The organism is Hyphomonas sp. CY54-11-8 (genome assembly GCF_000682735.1).
In the GTDB taxonomy this organism is placed as follows: Bacteria; Pseudomonadota; Alphaproteobacteria; order Caulobacterales; family Hyphomonadaceae; genus Hyphomonas.
In genome coordinates, this window is the sequence record NZ_AWFD01000009.1 from 1 (window position 1) to 21,272 (window position 21,272).

The following is a 21,272-nucleotide window of genomic DNA, read 5'->3' on the forward strand; positions in this document are numbered from 1 at the left end:
GTTTGGCGATGCCTTCGGCTTCATATTTTCCCCCCACCATGAACCCGGAAATATTCTGCAGGAAAAGAAGGGGAATGCGGCGCTGGCAGGCAAGCTCGATAAAATGCGCGCCTTTTTGTGCGCTTTCGGAGTAAAGCACGCCATTGTTTGCCAGGATCGCCACCGGGATTCCCCATATGTGCGCAAAGCCGCACACAAGTGTCGCGCCATAGAGTGATTTGAATTCATGGAATTGGGAGCCGTCCACGAGCCGGGCAATAATCTCCCGAACGTCGAATGGTGTCCGAAGGTCGGGCGGAAGGACGCCATATATTTCTTCCGGCGAATGAAGCGGCGGCCTGATAGGTTGAAGATTGATGTTCGCATTTCTGTTCGCGGGAAGGGTCGCCACAATGTCGCGAACAATGGCGAGGGCGTGTTCATCATTTTCCGCCAGATGGTCGGCGACACCTGATTTGCGACTATGCGTATCACCGCCGCCCAGCTCCTCGGCTGAAATCACTTCGCCGATTGCGGCTTTGACCAGTGGTGGGCCGGCAAGGAAAATCGTGCCCTGATTGCGAACGATAATGGATTCATCCGACATTGCCGGCACATAGGCGCCGCCTGCCGTGCAGCTTCCCATGACACAGGCGATCTGCGGTATGCCAAGCGCCGACATGTTGGCCTGATTGTAGAAGATTCGGCCGAAATGATCCTTGTCCGGAAAAACTTCATCCTGGTGTGGCAGGTTCGCGCCGCCTGAATCGACGAGGTAGATGCAGGGCAACCGGTTTTCGAACGCGATCTCCTGCGCGCGCAGGTGTTTTTTTACCGTCAACGGATAGTAGGTGCCGCCTTTGACAGTTGCGTCATTGACAATGATCATGACAGATCGGCCGCAAACTTGGCCGATTCCGGTTATCAGTCCTGCACCAGAGATGTCTTCTCCGTACATTCCGTACGCCGCCAGTTGTGACAATTCGAGAAACGGGCTCACAGGATCGAGCAGGTGCCTGACCCGATCGCGTGGCAGGAGTTTCCCCCGGGATGTATGTCGCTCTCTTGCCCGTTTATTGCCGCCCCGCGCCAAGTCAGCGACATCGGCGTGAAGGCGGTCTCGGAGCTCACGATTATGGCGACTGTTGCTGGCGAACCCGGTGTCGGCCGGATTTAACTGTGTCTTGATGACGGCGCCGCTCATCCTTTCATGAGCTCCCGACCGATGAGAAAGCGACGGATTTCGTTCGTTCCGGCGCCGATGTCATAGAGTTTTGCATCTCGCGCAAATCGCTCGACTGGCCACTCCTTTGTATAACCGGCCCCGCCCAGCGCCTGGATTGCCTCCATCGAGCTGCGCACCGCGTTTTCACTCGACATCAGTATGGCGCCTGCCGCGTCAAATCGGGTGGTTCGGCCTTCGTCACAGGCGTTAGCAACGGCATAAACATAAGCCCTTGCGGAATTCAGCGCGACATACATGTCGGCAAGTTTTGCCTGCATGAGCTGAAAATTGCCGATGGGCTGGCCGAACTGTTTCCTTTCGCGAGCATAGGGCAAGACAGCATCAATGCAAGCCTGCATGATGCCGATCGGTCCGCCCGACAACACCGTGCGCTCATAGTCGAGACCGCTCATTAGTATGGCGGCGCCCTGACCAAGGTCACCCATGACATTCGTATCCGGGACAAAGCAGTCCTGGAAGACCAGCTCTCCGGTGTAGGACCCTCGCATCCCCATCTTGTCGAGTTTTCTTGCAACGGAAAAACCCTCAAAACCCTTCTCTACAAGAAAAGTCGTTAGCCCTTTTGAACCCGCCGCTGGATCGGTCTTCGCGTAGATGACCATCGTATCGGCAATGGGACCATTTGTGATCCAGAATTTGCTGCCATTGAGAACGAATCCGCCATCCGCCTGTTCGGCTTTCAGCATCATGCTCATGACATCCGAACCTGCACCCGCTTCCGACATGGCGAGCGCACCGACATACTCGCCGCTAATCAGCTTTGGCAGGTAGCGGGCTTTCTGGTCCGGACTTGCCCAGCGCCTGATCTGATTGATACAGAGATTGGAATGGGCACCGTAGGAGAGCCCGATCGAGGCAGAGGCTCTGGAGATTTCCTCCATAGCAACAACATGGTGCAGATAGCCCAGTCCAAGTCCGCCATCTTCTTCTTCAACCGTGATCCCATGAAGTCCCAACTCGCCCATTTCGGTCCAGACCCACTGCGGGCACTCATCGGTCCGGTCAATCTCGGCGGCGATCGGCGCAAGCTTGTCGCGCGCAAACCGCGTGCAGGTTTCACGGATCATGTCTACCGTTTCGCCGAGCGAGAAATCAAATAGCGTCATGTGTCTGCGCCCCTGACTGTGTTTTGCGAGGGACTAGCAAATTTGATCAAATAGGAAAAATTGAATTAAACGGCCCCACAGTATAAGCATTGTCTATGATCGATCGTTATCTCGTCCGCTATTTCCTCGCTGTCGTCGACAGCGGTAATTTTTCCCGTGCGGCCCAACGAATGAACGTGGCCCAGCCGACTCTGTCCATTGGTATTGCCAAGCTGGAAGAACTGGTTGGCGCAAGCTTGTTCGACCGCAACAACAAGCGGGTAAACCTGACTGATGCCGGTGCGCGTTTCCTTCCCTATGCGCGGCGGATCGAAAGTGAATTCAATCGGTCTCTCGCCGCCATTCAGGAAGTGCAGCCTTCCAAGGTCCTGAAGCTCGGAATTCTCAACACGATTTCTTCCACACTTGTTCAATCGGCCATCGCGCAGATGCTGGCCGCAGATCCGTCGCAACGCATTGAAGTCGTCGACGGTTCGGAACGCGAGATTGTGAATAGTATCGGACGCGGCCGCGTCGATGTTGCCTTGACCCTTGTGGAGAGGGGAGGGGAACGTCTTGGCGAAGAAGTGCTGTTTGAAGAAGGTTATGTCGCAGCCCTGCCGCGCACTCATCCGCAGGCAGGCAAGAGTGTGCTGAAAGCCGAAGACCTGGCCGACAGCATCATGATCGTACGCCGCCAATGCGAAGCGCTATCCGAGACAAGCCGATACTTTACTGAACGCGGCGTGCGTCCGTTTTTTGCATACAGGTCATCTCAGGACGATAGGGTCATGGCAATGGTCGCGGCTGGCCTGGGTTTGACCGTGGTTCCGGAGTCCCACGGTGCTCCAGGCGTTTGGCAGGCTCGATTGACCGGGTTCGACCTGACACGGAAAATTGGTCTGATGTACTCTCCCGACGTGAATCGTACCGCGCTCGACGGGTCGCCAGCCTTCCAGAAATTCAGGGAACTCGTTGGACGGCGTGGCTGAGCCACACTCATAAATCGGGAATGGAATTGTCAAAGGAACCGTGCATTGTCAAATTAAACGAGTTTGAGGCAGTCGAATCTAGCGTCTAGCCTCGGAGGGGCGTTGTCAGGGGAATCGAGGTTGAGGCGGCCAATCTGGGCGTCTAGCGTCGGAAAATGACCCAATCGCCATTCCGCTATTTCAAGACGTCCCCCGAGATCATCCAACTTGCGGTGATGATGTACGTCAGATTTCCGCTTTCGCTGCGCAATGTTGAGGACTTGCTACATGAGCGCGGGATCGACATTTGCCATGAAACGGTTCGACATTGGGTTGATCGGTTCGGCACCCATTTCGCTCATCAGATCCGAAAACGCCGGTCAGAGGGAATGCGTCAGCGAATTCAGTGGCAGTGGCACCTGGACGAAGTTTTTGTAAAGATCCGTGGGCAGACTCACTATCTGTGGCGTGCGGTCGATCATGAAGGCGAAGTTCTCGAGTCATTCGTGACGAAGGCGAGCGACAAGGCTTCTGCGTTGAAATTTATGCGAAAAGCCATGAAGCGGTATGGAAACCCCCGGGTCGTAGTCACGGATAAGCTTCGTTCCTACGGCGCAGCCATGAGCGATATCGGAAATGCTCACCGTCGCGAAATTGGACGACATTTAAACAACCGAGCTGAAAATTCTCACCTCCCTTTCCGGCGACGAGAGCGGGCGATGTCTCGCTTTAGGCACATGCGAAGTCTTCAAAAGTTCGCCTCCATCCATTCGTCTGTGTACAATCACTTCAATCATCAAAGGAATATCGAGAGCAGGGCCAGGTTCAAATTGTTACGTGACGCCGCTCTTCTCGAATGGCGCGAGCTGCTCGCGGCCTGAGACCTGCTCATCCGGGAAAAACGGAGACTGGTTCGAATTCGTCTGACAGCACCCTGGGAGGCTGTTTCAATTGCGGCAAATCATGTTAGCAAAACGAATGGCGCGGATGGGCCGCGTCGAAGTCAGGAAACAGGAAAGGAGTGCACCACAGTTTGCACTACAGATTGCAGACTTTTTGCACTACAGGCGAAAAATTCGACGCCATAACGCGTTGAATTGATTAGGTTTCAGGGATTGGGGTTAGGCGCGTCACTCGCGGTTCGGAAATCCACTGTCGGCTCTTGGCGAAAGGGCAACCTGGTTTGCTGCGTACGAGCTTCAATTCAAAAATAAATTAGACCCCAGACCCTTTTGTTCGGTACAGCCTGTGCCGTTCGGGTGATTAAGGGACCCACTTTCTCATTCCAAAAAACATACTAAAATCGAGATCTTGTGCCTGTGCCGAGAGTAATTTCTGTCTTCATTGTGCATGAATTTTTAATAATAAATGTTGCATAGTATGGAGCATGACCCCTATATTGCCGGTGATGGAGACAGGACATGACAGCACTTGCAAAACTAAAAAGGAGATTGCGCCCCGGGCAGGTGTACCGGCGCAAGGAGCTTGCGACCTGGTCAAACGCTGTCGATCGACATGTTGGACAGCTGCTTGACGAAGGACGCCTCGAAAAAGTTGGGGCAGGGCTCTACATGGCTCCGAGAAAAACCCGGTTCGGGCAGGCACCCGCCAAGCCGGAGAAGTTGGTTGAGTCATTCCTGGGGGATGACCGGTTTCTTATGGTTTGGCCAAACGCCTATAACAGCCTCGAATTGGGAACGACGCAGCTCTACAATGAGCCAGTTGTTTATAATCGCAAACGACACGGGCATTTCGAGCTGGATGGTCAACGCTATGATTTCCGCATGCGGACGTCTGTGCCATCAAACCTCAGTGAAGAATTCCTCCTGGTGGATCTGTTGCACAACCTCGATCGGCTTCCCGAGGATAAGGCCACGGTACTTCCCAAAGCACTTAGGCGTGCGCGACGTATGGACCGCGCGCGACTGTCACGTGCCGTGAAGGATTTCGGATCGGCGCGGGCTGCAAGGCTCCTCAAGCCTGTATTGAACCCTGATCAGACAACCGCCGCGTGACGCTTCTGCACGAACTGCCTGATTTTGCCGACCTCATCGCTGTTGCTGCGCGAAACAACACTATCGATCCGGGCCTTATCGAAAAGGACTACTGGTTGATGCATTGCCTCTGGGGACTGCAGCAGCTTGACTACAGGTTTGAGCTGAAAGGCGGAACTTCGCTGTCAAAGGGGTACGGCCTCATCGACCGTTTTTCGGAAGACATCGACATCCTGATCCACCCAGACGCCGACCTCCAGTATGGCCCAAACCACAACAAGCCTGCGCAGGTAAAAGCGCGTCTCGAATTCTTCAACGGTCTGGCCGAAGCCATCAAAATTTCTGGCATTATCGAAGTGGTCCGCGACGAAGAGTTCGACGACACACGCCACTATCGCGGCGCAGGCATTCGATTGAAGTATGAGTCGGTGAACCCACTGCCAGAAGGGCTGAAGGCAGGCATCCTGCTCGAAGTCGGGTTCGACCAGGTGGCGCCGAACCGGCCATGTACGATCTCATCCTGGGCCTACGAACTTGCAGTCGAGAGTGGGATTGCAGACTTGACCGACACCCGCGCGGTCGATGTGCCTTGCTATGAGCCGGGCTATACTTTTGTCGAAAAGCTCCAGACCATCTCAACGAAATTCCGCAAGCAGCAGGCGGACGGCGATATGCCGGTCAATTTCATGCGCCACTATTATGACGTGTACTGCCTGCTCGCTGACGCCTCGGTGAAAGAGTTCATCGGAACAGACGCATACAAGGACCACAAGGCCAAAAGGTTCCGCAAGGCAGATGAACCGGACCTCACCAGGAACGAAGCCTTTCTATTGAGTGACGCAGCAACGCGAAAAGCGTACGCGGAAGCTTATGTGAAGTCACGAGCGCTTTACTACAGGGAGCCTGCACTCTTTGACGATATTCTGGCACGCATCAGCGAGCACCTGCCGGAACTTTGAATGATCGTTGCGTGCAGGGAAATCACTAACCCTCTGAAATAAAAGGAATTACTATATTTCTCTTTTGTGGGGTGCGCCCTCCCGCACCCAATAAGCCCCTGATTTCCTTGCGGATTTCGGGGGCTTTTCTTATGCGGAAAAGGTCCGTATTCAATTTGGCTTTGGCCATTTGTGCTTGGTTTGCGAGCCGGTGCGGCTCCAGAACATGACCAACAAGGATGCAGAGACCTGGAATTTTCAAGACATTGCTTCGCAATAGTTGAAAACTCCAATCCCCACGAATAAGTTTCTAATTATGGCTGTGGGGACATCCATGAATACATCTTATGGTTTTGTGGTTTGCGCGCAATTTCTCGGAATTCAGCCCGAGGATCTTGTATACATTATCAGCTCACGATTGAATGAGGATGTGCCTGTGTCAAAGGCGCAGTCGGTCCTGCGAGGGAACATTCCTGTACCCAAGGGGTGGTGGGATGCGTTGCGAAGCTTCTGGTCGGAGTGCAAGGAAATCGGCGTGCAGCTGGCCGATGATCATCAAGCAGGCTCTGACTCCGGCTGGTGCATGTGCCTTTCCGAAAAATACCCAGCCTATATGGCGCTTCCATTGCTCCTGGCCATGCTCGAGATTTCCGGCGACCAGGATGTGAGCGTGAAGGTGGATTGCGCGTCCAGAAACCGGCACTAGGCCGCTGAGCTTGCCGATGTAGGCCGCGGGGCAACTCCGGCGTCTGAGTGGAATGTCCCCATGAGCCTCACGCCGGGGTCTTTTGTCATCTGGTGCAGGCGCCGGAGGCAATGCAGTGAGCAGCGACAGATTTATGTTACCGGGTCGTTAGATCTGGCAGACGGACTCATGAAGGGGCTTCTGGTATGCGGCGTATTTTCTTTTGGGCGCACTTCGTCATGGGGCTCGCGGCAGGAGCGCTGATCCTGCTGATGTCTGTAACAGGTGTGCTGCTCACCTATGAGCGCCAGATGGTTGCCGCCGCGCAGAACGCGGCTGTTGAGGCGCCGGCCGGCGCTGAGCCGTTGAGTATTGAAGCGCTCTCACAAGCGGCCGCGGCGCTGGGTGGGGCACCCGGAAATACCTTGATAATTCAAAGGGGTGCCTCGGATGTTGTGACTCTGTCCAAGGGGCGGCAGGACTCGGTCCTGCTTGATCCGTATACAGGCGAAGTGCTCGATGGGGCGGGCGAAGAGACTGAAGCCTTCTTCGGCCGTGTCATGCGCATTCATCGCTGGCTGGCTTTCACAGGCGGGCGCAATGAATTGGGCGCCGCGGTGAATGGTGCAGCAAACCTGATTTTTGGGGCGCTCCTGATTTCCGGCGTTGTGCTCTGGTGGCCGCGCAAATGGAAGTGGCCGCTGGTGAAGATGCAGCTCTTTTTCCGGCGCGGCCTGACAAATGCGAAGGCGCGTCACTACAACTGGCACCATGTACTCGCGGCGTGGAGCTTCGTACCACTTTTCCTGATCATCGTGTCGGGCGCTGTCTTCTCCTACAGCTGGGCAAACAAGCTGGTCTATGCGGCATTCGGCGAAACGCCAGGCGGTCAACGTGCGGGGCGACAGCCTGCTGCGGCAGCGCCACCAGTGCTGACCGGGGAGGTCCAGCCTCTTGATCAACTGGTCGCACAGGCTACTGAGCCATTCAGCAATTGGCGCCGTGTTTCCATTACGCTTCCCGAGCCGAATGCGACAACGCTCGAGCTCGCGGTCGATTGGGGCAATGGCACCCAGGCGTCGAAACAGCGCAGCGTGAGTGTCGCGCGTGATGGTTCCGGTTTTATCGGGGCGCCAGTTGGTGATATTTCCAGCCCGGCGTCGAAAGCCCGCCGTTATCTACGTTTTGTGCATACCGGAGAGATCTATGGCCTCATCGGGCAGACGCTGGCAGGGCTTGCTTCCATTGCCGCGATTGTCCTCGTTTACACGGGAATGTCTTTGGCCATCCGGCGCTTGATCCGAATACGAAATTCATCGAAAGCCTGATTTTCCGGGCTCTGCGCAATCCGTCGCATGGCGGCCGTTCAGAATTCATTTTACAAAAACGTAAAATGAGCTGACGGCCAGTCGGCGTCATGGTGCGTGTCCTGCTTTGGCTGGCCGGGGAGGTGTTCGATGAGCACAACGAACCGACCGGTCTTTGAACAATACCCGGAACGTGCCGGCATTCAGGCCGAGGCGCATGCGCGCCCGCCGCTGGCCATCGAGCCAGAGGCCGCTGAAGTATGGAACTGGGTGTTGTACGATTTGCCGGAAGATCCGGCAGTCTGGCAAGCGCCGTATGATCCGGCTTGCAGACACAAAGTGCTGGAGCTTGCCGCCGGGCAATTGCGAATTGAGCGGCATACAGAATTTGTCTCTGTCACATGGCTGGGCGAAGGACCGCCTGATACTGAGAGCTTGAGCATCATCGCGCTCTGTCCGGGGCGCCAGTTGGCCGGAGCGCGGATACTGATCCGGCCCGCCGGATGGAGTGGTATGGCAGACGTCTTCGGACCAGGCCGTATATTTGGCGGAGCTGCCCGGTTTTCCGGGGTGGAGGTTGCGACCGACTTCCAGGTCGGAGCAGACCAGATGGTCGTTTATATATTGTCTGGAGCATTCGAGGACGCTTTTGCGCGGGGGAGGCTGGTCAAGCGGCTGGTCGATCTTGAAACCTATCGGATGGCATCACTTCTTGGCCTGCCGGTGGTTCGGCAAGCGACGCCGGCGCTTCAGTCCCTGGAAGCGCGGACCGGGCGTGCCATGCGCGCCTTGAGCGCGTCCGAAGGCGAAACTCTGGGAGACACGATCCGGGAGATTTCAGCGCTTCTTGCTGAAGTTGGTGCTTTGCGGGACGACCTCCGTTACCGCATGGCCGCGTCGAAAGCCTACTATGATATTGTATCGGATCGATTGGAGAGCCTGGCCGAAGCACCGATCGGTCAGCGCCAGACCCTGAAAGGCTTCGTCGATCATCGCCTGGCGCCCGCAATCAAGACCGTTTCTGCCTTTGACCGTCGGATCGCAGATGTTTCAGTCACCTTGTCGGAAGCGATGGCGTTGGCACGGACCCGGTTGGAGCAGGCTTCGCAGGAACACAATCAGGCCTTGCTGGTCTCGATGGAAAAGCGTGCGCGCCAGCAGGTGCATCTCGGCCAGGCTGTCGAGGGGCTCTCTGTCGCGGCGATTTCCTACTATGTCGTCGGCCTGATTGGTGTGCTGATCAAATCGCTGCCGCATACGGTGGTGAGTGTTCCTGTTCTCCAAGCGGTCAGCGTGCCTGCCGTGATCGCTTTGGTCTGGTTGAACGTGCGCCGGGCGAAAACGCGGATCGACGAAGTCTGAGCACCTCAAGACTGGATGAAGACCCGTTCCGAGACGAGGTCTTCAAACGGCGCATCCAAAGGTTTGTGGGTCAGTGCGATGAGGGCGCGGGGTGCCTGTGCTGCCCAGTCTTCTAGGTTTGCAGCAAGGCGCTGGGCGAGTTCAGCCTCGAGCCCTGCGAAAGGCTCATCCAGGATCAGGATTTCAGGTTTCGTCAGAAGGGCGCGGGCGAGGCCGATGCGGCGCAATTCGCCGCCGGAAAAGGGCAAATCGTCTTCACTGAATCTGGTGTTCAGGCTTTCCGGCCGGGCCGTCACAAATGCCTCGGCACAGGCGATGCGGAGCGCGTTCCAGATGTCGTCATCCGAGGCTGCCGGCGCCGCAAGGCGCATCTGATCGCCGAGTGTGCCTGGCAGGAAAGCCGGCATTTGCGGACTGATCGCGATATGGGTCAGGACGCTTGCGATACGCGCAGTCTCTGCGGGAACATCGCCATATTGCAGCATGCCGGGCGACACCGGATGAAGGCGCATGAGTGTTTCGGCGACCGTCGTCTTGCCACTGCCAGATGGACCAATCAGCTGCAACAGCGTTCCCGGTTTCAATGTAAAACTCAGCGGGCCGATCATTGGTGCATTGGTCGCGGCCTGAGCCATGAGACCGGTCGCTTTGAGAGGGAAGAGCGTGTCCAGCACAGGTGCGGCTTCGAGTGGAGGATCCCAACTCGCTTCACTTGTCTGCAGGCGCGCGGCCAGGCGGTTTGCCGCGACGCCGGAGCGGGCACGGGCATCGAAAATCTTCAGCATCGCGCCCGTCGACTCGAACGCTGCCATGAGGGCGAGGGCTGCGCCGGTTGCCATCGCGATACCTGACTGCGCTCCGGCGGCACGCCATAGGACGAGCAGTGCCAGCGCAAGGCCGACGGTCGCTGTGAAGGTGCCGAGATTGCGGTAGGGTGCCTCGATGGCATCTCGGGTGGCAACCTGCTGTTCCAGTGCGGTCTGCGCCGCTTCCGTCTCACGGCCGATGGCGCCAAGAATGTCGAGTTCAATGGCGTTCTCAACGAGACGGGCCGTTTGCTCCCGCGCCAGTTCTGCCTGTCGGGCATGAGCTTCGGCGGCCTGGTGGGACCGGCGGACGGCCATGGCAGGGCAAATCCAGCCCGTACACAGGAAGGCGCCAAGCGCGAGGAACCCGCTGACCCAGTCATTTGCGAAGACAAATCCAAGCGCGACTGCAATGCCGGCGATGACAGCCGCAGCCGGGCTGAAGACGCGCAGGAATCCAGCCTCTGCTGCCTCGACATCATCGATCAGTGTGCTGAGCTCACGGGCTGGCATGGAGGTGAAACCCCGCTGGGTGGCTGCGCTCGCCGCAAAGAGCTGGGGGCGCAAGCGCGCCGACAGGCTCAATGTCGCGTCATGGCCGACAAGTTGTTCGCCATAGCGCGTCAGGACACGCAAGAATGCCGCTGCCCGTACGCCAGCGCTCGGATAGAGGTGGTTGAAGATATATCCCGCGCCGGCAGAGCCTGCGATCGCAGCAGCGGTCAGGAACCAGCCTGACAGGCCAAGCAAGGCGATGCTCGATGCACCGGCAAGGGCAGAGAGGAACAGGGTCAGGCCAAAACGGATTTTCGCGGGCCGGCCGAGAAGGCGCCAGAGGTTCAGCATCCGGCTTCCTCCGGCATTTGTTGCGGCTGCAGTCGTATAACCGCATCGGAAGCGGCGATAAGGGCGTCGGAGTGAGTCGCCACCAAAAGCGTCCGGCCTTTTGCCAGGTCTTCGAGCTTGGAAAGAAATTTCCTTTCTGCATCCGGATCCAGATGGGCTGTCGGCTCATCCAACAGGATGATCGGCGCTTTTCTCAAAAGAGCCCGGGCAAGGGCAATCCGCTGGCGCTGGCCGCCGGACAGCCCCGCGCCAAATCGGGCGAGCGTCTGCTCCAGTCCGCCACGGCTGTCGTAAGCGAAGTCCAGAATGCCCGCCTGCGCCGCCGCTTCCTCGATCTCAACAGGGTTGGCGTCCGGCCGGGCGATGGCAATGTTTTCCCGGATCGAGCCTTCCATCAGCCAGGGCGTCTGACCGATATAGGCGATGGAATCTGCGAGACTGTCTCCGGGTGCGAGTGAATGCGGGCCGACACGGATCTGTCCGCTGGCCAATCGGACACGGCCGATCAAGGCGAGCAGGGCCGTGGATTTTCCAGATCCGGATGGACCGGCGAGTGTGGTCACCATGCCTGGTTGCGCTTCGAATGAGAGATCAGAGATAGCCAGGCGGTCATCACCCCAGCCAAGAGCGACCTCATCGAACACGATGACTGGGGCCTTGGGGAGCGGCGCCAGTTTATTCACCGGGTGGTGTTCGCGGTGTGCCAGCCATTCCGAGAGCATCTCTGCAGCCGCGGTCGCATCTGCGCGATCATGGTGCAGGCTGGAGAGTTTGCGGATAGGGCTGAAGAATTCCGGCGCGAGGATCAGCGCTGTCAGTCCCTCTGCAAGCGTCAGAGTTTCGCCCGTGCCGAAGGGGAAAACGCCCAACAGCTTGAATCCGATATAGACGGCGACCAGCGCAATGGAGACGGATGCAAAGAATTCCAGCACGGCAGTGGACAGGAACGCCACGCGCAGGATGGACATCGTCCGGTCGCGCAGCTGGAGGGAGGCTTCTTCGAGCTTGGCAGACTCACGTCGGATGCCACGGAAAGCCCGTATCAGGCCGGATTGAGCGGCCCGGGACTGGAATGCCCCGGAAAGCTGATCCAGCGCGGCCTGTTGCGCCTTGGCCCGGGCCGCCGTTTCGCTGGCGGTCAGCCAGATGAAGATGGGCAACACCATGACGGATACCAGCAGAAGAACGGCGGACAGCCATGTCTGCGTCGCCACAGCGATCAGAATGATTACCGGCCCGGCAACGGCGAGGCGCATGCCGGGAAGCCAGCGCGAGGCGTAACCTTCGAGTTTTGCGGTGCGGTCAATGATCTGCGCCGTGCGTGTGCCAGCGTCAGCACCGCCGAGCCAGCCGGCCCCGGCGTCGGACAGGGTTTTGAAGATGTCTGCGCGGGCGGAAGTGACCATAGTCTGGCCGGCGCGGGCGAGCAGCAGGTCGCCCAGCCAACCTGAAACACCGCGGAACAGGACGCCTGCGGCTGCGATCGGCAGGCCGGGCCCAGCCGGCTGACCTGCGGTGATGGCAGCGACGCTGTGTCCGATGCCCCAGGCGATTGCGATCCAGCCGGCCATCGCCAACAGCTGACAGGAAAGCCCAAGCCTGACCGCCGGCTGCGATCTGCCTACCCATGATTGCAGGACAATCCGCGTCCGCTTTTTCCCAGATATTTCAGTGGTTTCCGGCATATTGGGTCATTAGGACTTATAAGTGTTATATTGCATGCGACTTTTTGCGCTATCGTTTGTTAAATAAGGCAGGCATATTTGTGCCGTCATGTAGACCAGAGACCGCCGATTTGCGGTCGGGAGACGACCATGCCTGAATTATTAGTTGCTGACCTGTCGCGCTGGCAATTTGCGCTGACAGCCATGTACCATTTCCTTTTCGTGCCGCTGACGCTTGGGCTTTCCATGCTGCTGGTGGTCATGGAAGGCGCTTATGTGATGACCGGCAAGGAGGTGTGGCGACGCACCACCAAATTCTGGGGCACGCTGTTCGGCATCAACTTCGTGCTCGGCGTTGCGACCGGTATCACGATGGAATTCCAGTTCGGGATGAACTGGTCCTATTATTCGCATTATGTTGGCGACATCTTCGGCGCTCCGCTGGCGATTGAGGGCCTGATGGCCTTCTTCCTGGAAGCGACGCTGGTCGGCCTGATGTTCTTCGGCTGGGACAAGCTGTCCCGCCCGGCGCACTGGCTGGTCACCTTCCTTGTCGCGCTTGGCTCCAACCTGTCGGCGCTATGGATCCTGATCGCCAATGGCTGGATGCAGAACCCGGTCGGGTCTGAATTCAATCCGGACACGATGCGGATGGAAGTCACCAACTTCATGGAAGTTCTGTTCAATCCGGTCGCGCAGGCGAAGTTCGTGCACACGGTCAGCGCGGGCTATGTGACGGCCTCCGTGTTCGTGCTCGGTATTTCTTCCTGGTATGTTCTGAAGAACCGGCACCTCGGCCTCGCCAAGCGCTCGATGGCCGTTGCGGCCAGCTTCGGTCTTCTGTCGGCCCTGTCGGTTGTCGTCCTTGGCGACGAGAGCGGTTATGCCCTGACAGATAACCAGAAGATGAAGCTCGCCGCGTTGGAAGCCATGTGGGAAACGGAACCGGCTCCGGCCGGGCTGACACTGATCGGTATTCCCAACCAGGCAGAGCACAAAACCGAATATGCCATTCACATCCCTTATGTGCTGGGCCTGATCGCGACGCGCTCGCTGGATGGCGAAGTGGAAGGTATCCTGCCGCTCGTCGCAGTGGCGGAAGACCGGATCGAAAACGGGATCCGCGCCTACACAGCAGTGGAAACGCTGAACGACAACCCGAACGACGTCAAGGCGCGCGAGATCTTCGAACAGACCAAGACGGATCTTGGTTACGCCATGCTCCTGAAACGGTATGTCGATGACCCGGCAACTGCCGACCGTGCGACGATCGAGAAGGCCGCCATGGACACGGTTCCGAACGTGGCCTTGTCATTCTTCTCGTTCCGCCTCATGGCTGGGATCGGATTCCTGTTCATCGCGGTGTTCGCCGTGGCTTTCTATTTCGTCAGCCTGAAGCGAAAAGTTCCGCGCTGGTTCCTGTATCTGGCATTGTACTCCATCCCGTTGCCGTGGATTGCGGCGGAGCTTGGCTGGGTTCTCGCTGAAACCGGACGCCAGCCCTGGGTGATTGACGGTGTGCTGCCCACCTTCATGGGCGTCTCCAGCCTGTCGGCGACGCAGGTGATCATGACCATGGTCGGCTTCACGCTCCTCTACGGCACGCTGGCCGTGATCGAGATCACCCTGATGATCCGCGCCGTGAAGCTCGGCCCCGGTGCACGCATCCTGCCTCAGGGTGTAGGCGGCGGAGGTCCCGACACCCACAGTGACGCCGTGCCGGCCCATCCGCGCACCATCCAGTTTGACAAATAGGAGGACAGGACAATGGAGCTTCCTCTCGACTATGCAACGCTGAAAGTCCTCTGGTGGGGCCTCGTCGGTGTGCTGCTAATCGGCTACGCCCTGACAGACGGCTATGACCTCGGCGTCGCCTCGCTGTTGCCCTTCGTAGCAAAGAACGACAAGGAACGCCGTCTCGTCATCAACTCCATCGGCCCGATGTGGGAAGGCCACCAGGTGTGGCTGATCACGGGTGGCGGCGCATTGTTTGCCGCATGGCCTTACGTCTACGCGATCAGTTTCTCAGGCTTCTATCTCGCCATGTTCGTGGTGCTGGCCGCGCTGATCCTGAGGCCCGTAGGATTCAAGTACCGGTCCAAGCGGGAGAGCGCGACATGGCGCACGTCCTGGGACTGGGCGCTATTTGTCGGCGGTTTTGTGCCTGCCCTGATCTTTGGTGTCGCGCTCGGCAATGTGCTGCAGGGTGTCCCGTTCGATATCGACCGCACGCTGCGGGCAACTTACACCGGCGGTCTGCTTGGCCTGTTGAACCCGTTCGCCCTGCTGTGTGGCCTGGCGTCCGTCGCCATGCTGGTGGTCCATGGCGCATCGTGGCTGGTCGTGAAGATTGAGCACGGTCACGTCATGAACCGGGCGGCCAAGTTCGGACAGATCGCGGCGCTTCTGGTCATCGTGTTCTATGCCGCTGCTGGCATCTGGCTCGCTGTGACCGGCATGGGCTATCGTATCGTGACGGACATGGATCCAAACGGTGTCGCCAATCCGCTGCGCAAGGACGTCGTGGTGGAAGCAGGTGCATGGCTGACCAATTACGGAAAGTATCCGTGGATGATCCTTGCGCCAGCGCTTGGCTTCATCGGTTCGGCCCTGGCCTTTGTTGGCCTCCGGAACAAGACGTCGCTGTCCCTGATCGGCTCAGGATTGGCGGCGACCGGCATCGTGGCGTCGGTTGGCACCTCGATGTTCCCATTCATCCTGCCAAGCTCGATCAACCCCAACGCCAGCCTGACTGTGTGGGACAGCTCTTCCAGCCATCTCACCCTGTTCATCATGCTGATCGTGACGGTGATCTTTGTTCCGATCATTCTGGCCTATACGGCCTGGGTGTTCAAAGTCCTCTTTGGTCGTCTGACCACGGAGGAGGCTAACGCCCCCGGCACTTACTAGTTCACGCTTATCAAGCGGAAGGAAAACGATATGTGGTATTTCAGCTGGATTCTTGGCCTCGGCCTTGCGCTGACCTTCGGCATCCTCAACGCGATGTGGAATGAAGTGTCCATGGGCGAAGCCGGTGAAAACGATCTGGAGATCGACTGATCATGAAGAGAGCCTGGGCGGCCTTTGGCTGGATCTTTTTCGGCCTGATCATGGGCATTGGCCTGATGCGATTTGTCTCGACGCAAGAGGACCTCAGCGAACTGGCGGCCGAAACGGCGCGGCCGGAACGCACGGCCGATGGCCGCCTGGCGCTTTACTTTACAGCGGACGACCGTTCCCATGTCAGCGCCGAGATGCTGGGCTTCCTTCAGGGGCTGGAGGCCATCGAAACGGCCATTGCCGAAGAAGACCGGCAAACCATCCGCGATGTGACGGACGGCCTCCGCCGCGGCAATGGTCAAGGGCAGGCCGTGCAGGCGAAAGCCCCGGACGGCTTCCGGGCTATCGGCCAATCCATGCGTCAGGATTTCAGTGATATTTCAGGCATGGCCATGACGGCGGAGATGGGTGAGATCCAGCTGGCCGTCAGTGGCATCATGGGAAAATGCGCCGCCTGCCATGGCAGCTACAAGGTCGTCGAAGTGAAGGATGAAGCGGCGGATTAGCAGCCTGTCGCGAGAGCTTCCCGGTTGGATTCCAGCCGTTCAAGCAATACCGGGCCGTTGGCGACGATGTCGGCCAAAGTCACCTTGTCGAGTTCGGCAAAGAAGGCGCGCAGGCCTGCGCGGAACAATGTGCTGAACTTGCAAACACCGATCAGCGGGCAGGTATTGGTTGTCGGGTTGAAGCATTCGACGATTTCGAGATCGCCTTCCGTATGACGCACGACTTCCCCGATGATAATGCGTTCCGGCGGACGTCCAAGGCGCACGCCACCAGCGCGGCCGCGGATATTTTCCAGATAACCGAGCTGGCCCAGTTGACGCGCTGCCTTGAGAAGGTGTGCCTTGGAGATGCCATGCGCATCGGCAACATCCTGAATACGCACCAGCTGGTTCGGGTGCAATGCGCAATACATCAGCGTCCGGAGCGCATAGTTTGTATAGGCTGTTAGTCGCACGTGTCCTGTTTCCTCCCGGTTGGTCCGCCACCCAGCCTGTTTATGACACATAAAAGTGTGAAAGTTATTGACACTATTCTGGGGGCACAGAGAGCATTGTCAATCCGTAACTCTACGTGGATCAGCGTCTTCTGGCTATTCTGAATGCCGGTTCTTGCAAATATTAGTTATAAAAAACAGAACAATAATCCGGTTCTAAGTGTCGTCCGCGCCACGCGTTTTTCCATAAATTCTACCTATGGCAGGCATCGGCAGAATGAGTTTGAAAAGTGTCACATAATATAACACATATGTTCTAGGAAGCGGCCCGGTAAACAGCCTGGCCGAAGCCGGAAAAAGATCGCCAACTTCACGAAAGGAATACTGCCATGTCATTGCGTATCGGAGATATCGCCCCGGACTTTACCGTTGCCACCCAGAAAGGAGAGATCTCTTTCCATGATTGGGCAGGCGACAGCTGGGTCTTTTTCTTTTCCCATCCAGCTGACTTCACGCCGGTCTGCACCACGGAAATGGGGCGCACCGCTCAGCTGGCGGACAAATTCGCCGCCCGCAATGTGAAGCCCCTCGGCTTGTCGACCGATACGGTGGAAGAGCACATCAAATGGATCGAGGACGTCAACGATACCCAGAACACCAATCTGGAATTCCCGATTGTGGCCGACAAGGATCTCAAGATCGCACAGGCCTACGACATGATCCATCCCGATCAGAGTGACACCCAGGCCGTACGGTCGGTCTTCATTATCGACCCTGACAAGAAGATCCGCCTGACGATGACCTACCCCATGGCTGTTGGCCGGAACTTTGACGAGATCCTGCGCGTGATCGACGCCCTCCAGACCAGTGACGCGAACAAGATCGCGACGCCGGCAGACTGGGTCCCGGGCAAGAAGGTGATCATTCCGCCGTCTATCGGCGATGAGGAAGCCAAGTCCCTGTTCCCGCAGGGCTGGGAAACCCTTCGTCCCTATCTGCGCCTCACGGACGTGAAGGCCTGATGAGACCGCTGCCCTTCTGACCTCCTCCCTTTAGGGCGGCCAGGATCGCGCAGGTGCCCGTCACCTGCGCGATTTCCTTTTCAGGCGTCGCCGAACAGGTCGCCGGTCGCCTCGTCGCGGACATTCGCGATATCTTCGCCGATATAGAAGCAAGGGTGTTTCAGGCGGGACAGGCCGATGCCCCGTTCGAAATGGACCCAGCCGCCATTTGGCATGCGCAGACTGAGAATCGGGGCATCGCAAACCGGGCAGGCCGAGTGGAAAGATGCGCCCTTCGCATCGCCGCCCTTGTCCTCCACGGGCACCCAACTGGGCGCAACCTGGACACAGTCCCCCGATGCCAGACGCCGGACATGTGCGCGCCGCCGAACCCATTTGATGGACATATCAGCCTCCTCATTCCGGGATGACGAAAGCATGCCGGCGATTCGGTTAAGGTCGGTTAAGTCTTGCCGGCAGGACCAGGTATGATCCCGTAATTTCCAATAAATACGCCTGTTCACGCCATTCGGTCGTCGCCACTCAACTGGCAAGAAAGTTGCGAATGGTCCTGGCAAAAGGCCTCCGGAGCAGGGTTCCGGAACGTATTGGCACAGGAAGGCGCAAGCAGGACGATGGGCACGCAGGGCGACATTCTCACAGTTGTTCATGGACCGGGGCGCGGCCGCGATGTGCCAACAGGCGGCGTGTTCATGGATCGCGTCCGGCAAACCGATCCTGACCTTGCGGCGCGCATTCGCTGTCATGAAACTGGCTCACACCCGCCAGATCTATCGGGCGTTGACCTCGTCATGTTCTGGCTTGGCGATCCTTTAAAAGAGAAATATCCCGATTGCTTTGCCGAGGCGGTCGAAATCGCCAATGCTGCCCGCGCCGCCAATATCCGTGTCCTCAACAGTCCCGAAGCGCTGAGCAATACGGCGAAGACACGCCAGTCCGCGATCTGGAACCAGGAACGCGTGCCGTCGGCGCGCGCCCGCATCGTCAACAGGCCCTCCAGCCTGGCGCAGGTTTGCAAGGAACTGGGCGGCAACTGTATTCTTCGATCCGATGTCGAACATGCCCAACGGGATGTCCGGATTGTCCGAACTGAGGCGGATGTGGAACGCGCGGCGCGTGAATGCGTGTTTCCCGTCGCGGTCATCCAGCTGTTCGATATCCGGTCGGAATACCGTGCCGCCAAGGCAAACCCCTCCAGCCTGTTTTCTCGTTACCACCACAAGGCCCGCGCCTTCGTGTTCGGTGATGCGGTCATGCCGAGTCACCTGTTCTTCGCTTCCGGTACTGTGGTCGGCCTGTCGAATTGCCTGCTGAAGCGGGAGGCTCGCCCGCGCCGGCGCCTGGGGCATCGCTTGGGCTACAATCGCAAGCTGCTCGAGGATCTGATCCGGGAAGACAAGGCCTATTTTGACACCGATCCGCTCCATGCCAGAACGCTTGTTCAGGCCGTGCAGGCGCTCGGGCTGGACTTTGCGGCAGTCGACTACAGCATCCGTCCGGATGGCAGTGTCATCCTATGGGAGGCAAACCCCTATTTCTATCTTCCGCGCGGTGAGCAGAGCGTGCTGAGTGCAGAGCGCAATGCAGTGGAGCGTGTGAACACCTCGCTTGACTGGATGGCAGGGAATCTCCGGGCTGCAGCAGCTGGTGCACATGGCGCGGCTGATCTGATGCAGGCATCCTGACTGTCACATAAGTTTGACGGCTCAGACAAGAAACCGTTGACGAACAGACATATGGAAGGCCCGAAGGTACGGGGCGTTCCGATATGTCTGGCGATCCTCAGCTCGTTTATTCTCTTGAGATCAAGGTGTTGGACCTTGAGGCGAAAGTGGCGTCGCTCGAAAAGACTCTGGATCGCCTCGCCCGCGAAGTCAGCGCAACAGACCCGGCAAATCTACCCGCCGATGTGCTGGAGCTGATCGATCAGGGCGAAAATCCGGTTCGCGCTGTGCGCCAGTATCGGTTGCTGACCCAGAAGGAGCTGGGCGAGCGCAGCGGGATACGCGCCAATCATATCTCCGCTATTGAGCGTGGCATGCCGTATGGGCTGAAAACGGCCAAACGTTTGTCGGACGCTCTGGACGTGCCGGTCGGCCTGCTCACCTGACCTGTTTCCCTTAGGAAATCCCCGCGCGGCAGGCCTTGCCAAGGCCTTCCGGCCTGTCCCATTGAAGATGAAAAACGAGGAGATGCCCATGCCGGGAACAAGCGTGCTGTCCGATATCCGAATTGCCGACATGACCACGGTGATCTTCGGGCCGTATTGCACCCAGACCCTGGCCGATATGGGCGCAGATGTGGTGAAGGTTGAGCCAGCCAGCGGTGACGATTTTCGCAATGTGGGCAAGTCTGCCAACAACCGACATATGGGTCCCTGCCACATGACGATCAATCGCGGCAAGCGATCGGTCGTCTGGGACATGAAATCCGACGAAGGCCAGGAAGCGATCCGCCGGCTGATCGAGCGCAGCGATGTGTTCATCCACAATATCCGCCCGGATGCCGTGGCGCGGCTGGGGCTGACTTTCGAGGAAGTGAAGGCGATCAAGCCGGACATTGTCTATGTCCATTGCCTCGGCTTCGGATCGGAAGGTCCCTATGCAGGCCGGCCGGCCTATGACGACCTGATCCAGGGCCTCTCCGCTGCGACCAGTCTGTTGCCGAAAGTGGATGGCAATCCGCGCCCACGATTCATCCCGACGGCTTTTGCCGACAAGGTCTCTGGCCTCCATGCGGTCTATGCGACGTTGGCAGCGCTCCGCCAGCGCGATCGGACCGGTGAGGCCGTCCATGTGGAGGTGCCGATGTTCGAATGCATCACGCATTTCCTGCTCGAGGAGCATTTCTACGAGGCGGCGTTCGATCCGGCAGTGGGTCCGTTCTGCTACCAGCGTCAGGTCGATCCGTGCCGCCAGCCGCTCCAGACGGCGAACGGCTATATCGTGATCGCGCCTTATGTGGATCAGCGGTGGGTGAAGCTGTTTGAGGTGATGGGTGCGCCGGAGGAGCTGGAGGACCAGCGCATCGCTGACCGGCGCGGCCGTTTCTTCAACATGGATTACATGATGGAGCGCGTGCAGCACTATTTCGTCAATCACACGACAGAGCACTGGCTGAAACTGCTGGCCGAAGCCGACATTCCGGCAGCACGGGCGAATGATTTTCCGGACCTTCAGGACGATCCGCATCTGAAGGCTGTGAACTTCTTCCAGCGCCGCGAACACCCGACGGAAGGTGGTTATTGGGAAACGCAGCCGCCGGTCCAGTTCGTCGGCCAGCCGCAGAGGGAGATCACGCCGGCTCCGGCCATCGGAGAGCATACCGAGGATGTGCTTTCGGAGCTGGGCCTGAAGAAGGACTGACG

The 21,272-nt window shown here is 58.2% G+C and carries 21 protein-coding genes; 15 read left to right on the plus strand and 6 right to left on the minus strand.

The window, feature by feature from the left end; genetic code table 11:
- Both HY17_RS07895 and HY17_RS07900 read right to left on the minus strand, forming a co-directional pair.
- On the minus strand, positions 1–1,183 hold a 1,183-nt coding region (locus tag HY17_RS07895; protein WP_034765595.1), incomplete at its 3' end, for a carboxyl transferase domain-containing protein.
- Positions 1,180–2,331 (minus strand): isovaleryl-CoA dehydrogenase, encoded by a 1,152-nt coding sequence (locus HY17_RS07900; RefSeq protein WP_034765471.1) that lies wholly within the window; start codon positions 2,329–2,331, stop codon positions 1,180–1,182. The genes HY17_RS07895 and HY17_RS07900, both read right to left, overlap by 4 nt.
- Before the next feature lie 95 nt (positions 2,332–2,426).
- Between HY17_RS07900 and HY17_RS07905 the strand changes: the two genes are divergently transcribed.
- The 7 genes from HY17_RS07905 to HY17_RS07935 all read left to right on the plus strand — a co-directional run bounded on the left by HY17_RS07905 (position 2,427) and on the right by HY17_RS07935 (position 9,567).
- Positions 2,427–3,302: a LysR family transcriptional regulator gene (locus HY17_RS07905; RefSeq protein WP_051599829.1), complete on the plus strand. Its 876-nt coding sequence runs from the start codon at positions 2,427–2,429 to the stop codon at positions 3,300–3,302.
- Between the two features lie 155 nt (positions 3,303–3,457).
- Positions 3,458–4,162, plus strand: a complete 705-nt coding sequence (locus HY17_RS07910) for an IS6 family transposase (RefSeq protein ID WP_034765475.1) — start codon at positions 3,458–3,460, stop codon at positions 4,160–4,162.
- A gap of 540 nt (positions 4,163–4,702) precedes the next feature.
- Complete coding sequence (locus tag HY17_RS07915) at positions 4,703–5,296, plus strand: hypothetical protein (protein WP_034765478.1); 594 nt, start codon at positions 4,703–4,705, stop codon at positions 5,294–5,296.
- Positions 5,293–6,234, plus strand: coding sequence for a nucleotidyl transferase AbiEii/AbiGii toxin family protein (locus tag HY17_RS07920; RefSeq protein WP_034765479.1), 942 nt, complete (start codon positions 5,293–5,295; stop codon positions 6,232–6,234). Before HY17_RS07915 ends, HY17_RS07920 begins: the two co-directional genes overlap by 4 nt.
- A gap of 313 nt (positions 6,235–6,547) precedes the next feature.
- Positions 6,548–6,919, plus strand: a complete 372-nt coding sequence (locus tag HY17_RS07925; protein WP_139068921.1) for a hypothetical protein — start codon at positions 6,548–6,550, stop codon at positions 6,917–6,919.
- A gap of 185 nt (positions 6,920–7,104) precedes the next feature.
- Positions 7,105–8,226 carry a PepSY domain-containing protein gene (locus HY17_RS07930; protein WP_034765481.1) on the plus strand — a complete coding sequence of 374 codons (1,122 nt, stop codon included), beginning with the start codon at positions 7,105–7,107 and terminating at the stop codon, positions 8,224–8,226.
- A gap of 129 nt (positions 8,227–8,355) precedes the next feature.
- Positions 8,356–9,567, plus strand: a complete 1,212-nt coding sequence (locus tag HY17_RS07935) for a DUF3422 domain-containing protein (protein ID WP_034765482.1) — start codon at positions 8,356–8,358, stop codon at positions 9,565–9,567.
- A gap of 5 nt (positions 9,568–9,572) precedes the next feature.
- On the opposite strand, the gene HY17_RS07940 is transcribed toward HY17_RS07935, so the two are convergent.
- Both HY17_RS07940 and cydD read right to left on the minus strand, forming a co-directional pair.
- Positions 9,573–11,219, minus strand: a complete 1,647-nt coding sequence (locus HY17_RS07940; RefSeq protein ID WP_034765483.1) for an amino acid ABC transporter ATP-binding/permease protein — start codon at positions 11,217–11,219, stop codon at positions 9,573–9,575.
- Positions 11,213–12,904 carry a thiol reductant ABC exporter subunit CydD gene (cydD, locus tag HY17_RS07945; RefSeq protein ID WP_081813042.1) on the minus strand — a complete coding sequence of 564 codons (1,692 nt, stop codon included), beginning with the start codon at positions 12,902–12,904 and terminating at the stop codon, positions 11,213–11,215. Before cydD ends, HY17_RS07940 begins: the two co-directional genes overlap by 7 nt.
- Before the next feature lie 129 nt (positions 12,905–13,033).
- On the opposite strand from cydD, the gene HY17_RS07950 reads away from it, so the two are divergent.
- From HY17_RS07950 to HY17_RS07965, 4 genes are read left to right on the plus strand one after another with little or no spacing between them, the layout of a single operon-like run.
- Positions 13,034–14,638, plus strand: coding sequence for a cytochrome ubiquinol oxidase subunit I (locus HY17_RS07950; RefSeq protein ID WP_034765486.1), 1,605 nt, complete (start codon positions 13,034–13,036; stop codon positions 14,636–14,638).
- 12 nt (positions 14,639–14,650) lie between these two features.
- Complete coding sequence (cydB, locus tag HY17_RS07955; RefSeq protein ID WP_034765490.1) at positions 14,651–15,793, plus strand: cytochrome d ubiquinol oxidase subunit II; 1,143 nt, start codon at positions 14,651–14,653, stop codon at positions 15,791–15,793.
- Positions 15,794–15,823: 30 nt separating this feature from the next.
- A complete protein-coding gene (gene cydX / locus HY17_RS07960) occupies positions 15,824–15,943 on the plus strand; it encodes a cytochrome bd-I oxidase subunit CydX (protein ID WP_034765495.1) in 120 nt (39 codons plus the stop codon).
- Positions 15,944–15,945: 2 nt separating this feature from the next.
- Positions 15,946–16,449, plus strand: a complete 504-nt coding sequence (locus HY17_RS07965; protein WP_034765499.1) for a hypothetical protein — start codon at positions 15,946–15,948, stop codon at positions 16,447–16,449.
- Here HY17_RS07965 and HY17_RS07970 read toward each other — a convergent pair.
- Positions 16,446–16,904 (minus strand): Rrf2 family transcriptional regulator, encoded by a 459-nt coding sequence (locus HY17_RS07970; protein ID WP_034765502.1) that lies wholly within the window; start codon positions 16,902–16,904, stop codon positions 16,446–16,448. The two genes, HY17_RS07965 and HY17_RS07970, sit on opposite strands and share 4 nt — an antisense overlap.
- Before the next feature lie 368 nt (positions 16,905–17,272).
- On the opposite strand from HY17_RS07970, the gene HY17_RS07975 reads away from it, so the two are divergent.
- Positions 17,273–17,905: a peroxiredoxin gene (locus HY17_RS07975; protein WP_034765506.1), complete on the plus strand. Its 633-nt coding sequence runs from the start codon at positions 17,273–17,275 to the stop codon at positions 17,903–17,905.
- An 80-nt stretch (positions 17,906–17,985) separates the two neighbouring features.
- On the opposite strand, the gene HY17_RS07980 is transcribed toward HY17_RS07975, so the two are convergent.
- On the minus strand, positions 17,986–18,291 hold the full coding sequence (locus HY17_RS07980; RefSeq protein ID WP_034765510.1) for a hypothetical protein: 306 nt from the start codon (positions 18,289–18,291) through the stop codon (positions 17,986–17,988).
- Between the two features lie 306 nt (positions 18,292–18,597).
- On the opposite strand from HY17_RS07980, the gene HY17_RS07985 reads away from it, so the two are divergent.
- The 3 genes from HY17_RS07985 (at position 18,598) to HY17_RS07995 (ending at position 21,270) form a co-directional block, all read left to right on the plus strand.
- Positions 18,598–19,590 (plus strand): hypothetical protein, encoded by a 993-nt coding sequence (locus tag HY17_RS07985; protein ID WP_197020251.1) that lies wholly within the window; start codon positions 18,598–18,600, stop codon positions 19,588–19,590.
- A gap of 266 nt (positions 19,591–19,856) precedes the next feature.
- Positions 19,857–20,015: a helix-turn-helix domain-containing protein gene (locus HY17_RS20690; protein WP_369802183.1), complete on the plus strand. Its 159-nt coding sequence runs from the start codon at positions 19,857–19,859 to the stop codon at positions 20,013–20,015.
- Between the two features lie 88 nt (positions 20,016–20,103).
- Positions 20,104–21,270 carry a CaiB/BaiF CoA-transferase family protein gene (locus tag HY17_RS07995; protein ID WP_034765605.1) on the plus strand — a complete coding sequence of 389 codons (1,167 nt, stop codon included), beginning with the start codon at positions 20,104–20,106 and terminating at the stop codon, positions 21,268–21,270.
- Positions 21,271–21,272 lie beyond the last annotated feature (2 nt).

Bases quoted from the DNA above. Each gene is read 5' to 3' on its own strand.
- HY17_RS07985 (WP_197020251.1), top strand. From the start codon at position 18,598: ATGGATCGCGTCCGGCAAACCGATCCTGACCTTGCGGCGCGCATTCGC.
- HY17_RS07940 (WP_034765483.1), bottom strand. From the start codon at position 11,219: ATGCTGAACCTCTGGCGCCTTCTCGGCCGGCCCGCGAAAATCCGTTTT.
- cydD (WP_081813042.1), bottom strand. From the start codon at position 12,904: ATGCCGGAAACCACTGAAATATCTGGGAAAAAGCGGACGCGGATTGTC.
- HY17_RS07950 (WP_034765486.1), top strand. From the start codon at position 13,034: ATGCCTGAATTATTAGTTGCTGACCTGTCGCGCTGGCAATTTGCGCTG.
- cydB (WP_034765490.1), top strand. From the start codon at position 14,651: ATGGAGCTTCCTCTCGACTATGCAACGCTGAAAGTCCTCTGGTGGGGC.
- HY17_RS07915 (WP_034765478.1), top strand. From the start codon at position 4,703: ATGACAGCACTTGCAAAACTAAAAAGGAGATTGCGCCCCGGGCAGGTG.
- HY17_RS07900 (WP_034765471.1), bottom strand. From the start codon at position 2,331: ATGACGCTATTTGATTTCTCGCTCGGCGAAACGGTAGACATGATCCGT.
- HY17_RS07980 (WP_034765510.1), bottom strand. From the start codon at position 18,291: ATGTCCATCAAATGGGTTCGGCGGCGCGCACATGTCCGGCGTCTGGCA.
- HY17_RS07965 (WP_034765499.1), top strand. From the start codon at position 15,946: ATGAAGAGAGCCTGGGCGGCCTTTGGCTGGATCTTTTTCGGCCTGATC.
- HY17_RS07975 (WP_034765506.1), top strand. From the start codon at position 17,273: ATGTCATTGCGTATCGGAGATATCGCCCCGGACTTTACCGTTGCCACC.
- HY17_RS07930 (WP_034765481.1), top strand. From the start codon at position 7,105: ATGCGGCGTATTTTCTTTTGGGCGCACTTCGTCATGGGGCTCGCGGCA.
- HY17_RS07910 (WP_034765475.1), top strand. From the start codon at position 3,458: ATGACCCAATCGCCATTCCGCTATTTCAAGACGTCCCCCGAGATCATC.
- cydX (WP_034765495.1), top strand. From the start codon at position 15,824: ATGTGGTATTTCAGCTGGATTCTTGGCCTCGGCCTTGCGCTGACCTTC.
- HY17_RS07995 (WP_034765605.1), top strand. From the start codon at position 20,104: ATGCCGGGAACAAGCGTGCTGTCCGATATCCGAATTGCCGACATGACC.
- HY17_RS07925 (WP_139068921.1), top strand. From the start codon at position 6,548: ATGAATACATCTTATGGTTTTGTGGTTTGCGCGCAATTTCTCGGAATT.
- HY17_RS07935 (WP_034765482.1), top strand. From the start codon at position 8,356: ATGAGCACAACGAACCGACCGGTCTTTGAACAATACCCGGAACGTGCC.
- HY17_RS07905 (WP_051599829.1), top strand. From the start codon at position 2,427: ATGATCGATCGTTATCTCGTCCGCTATTTCCTCGCTGTCGTCGACAGC.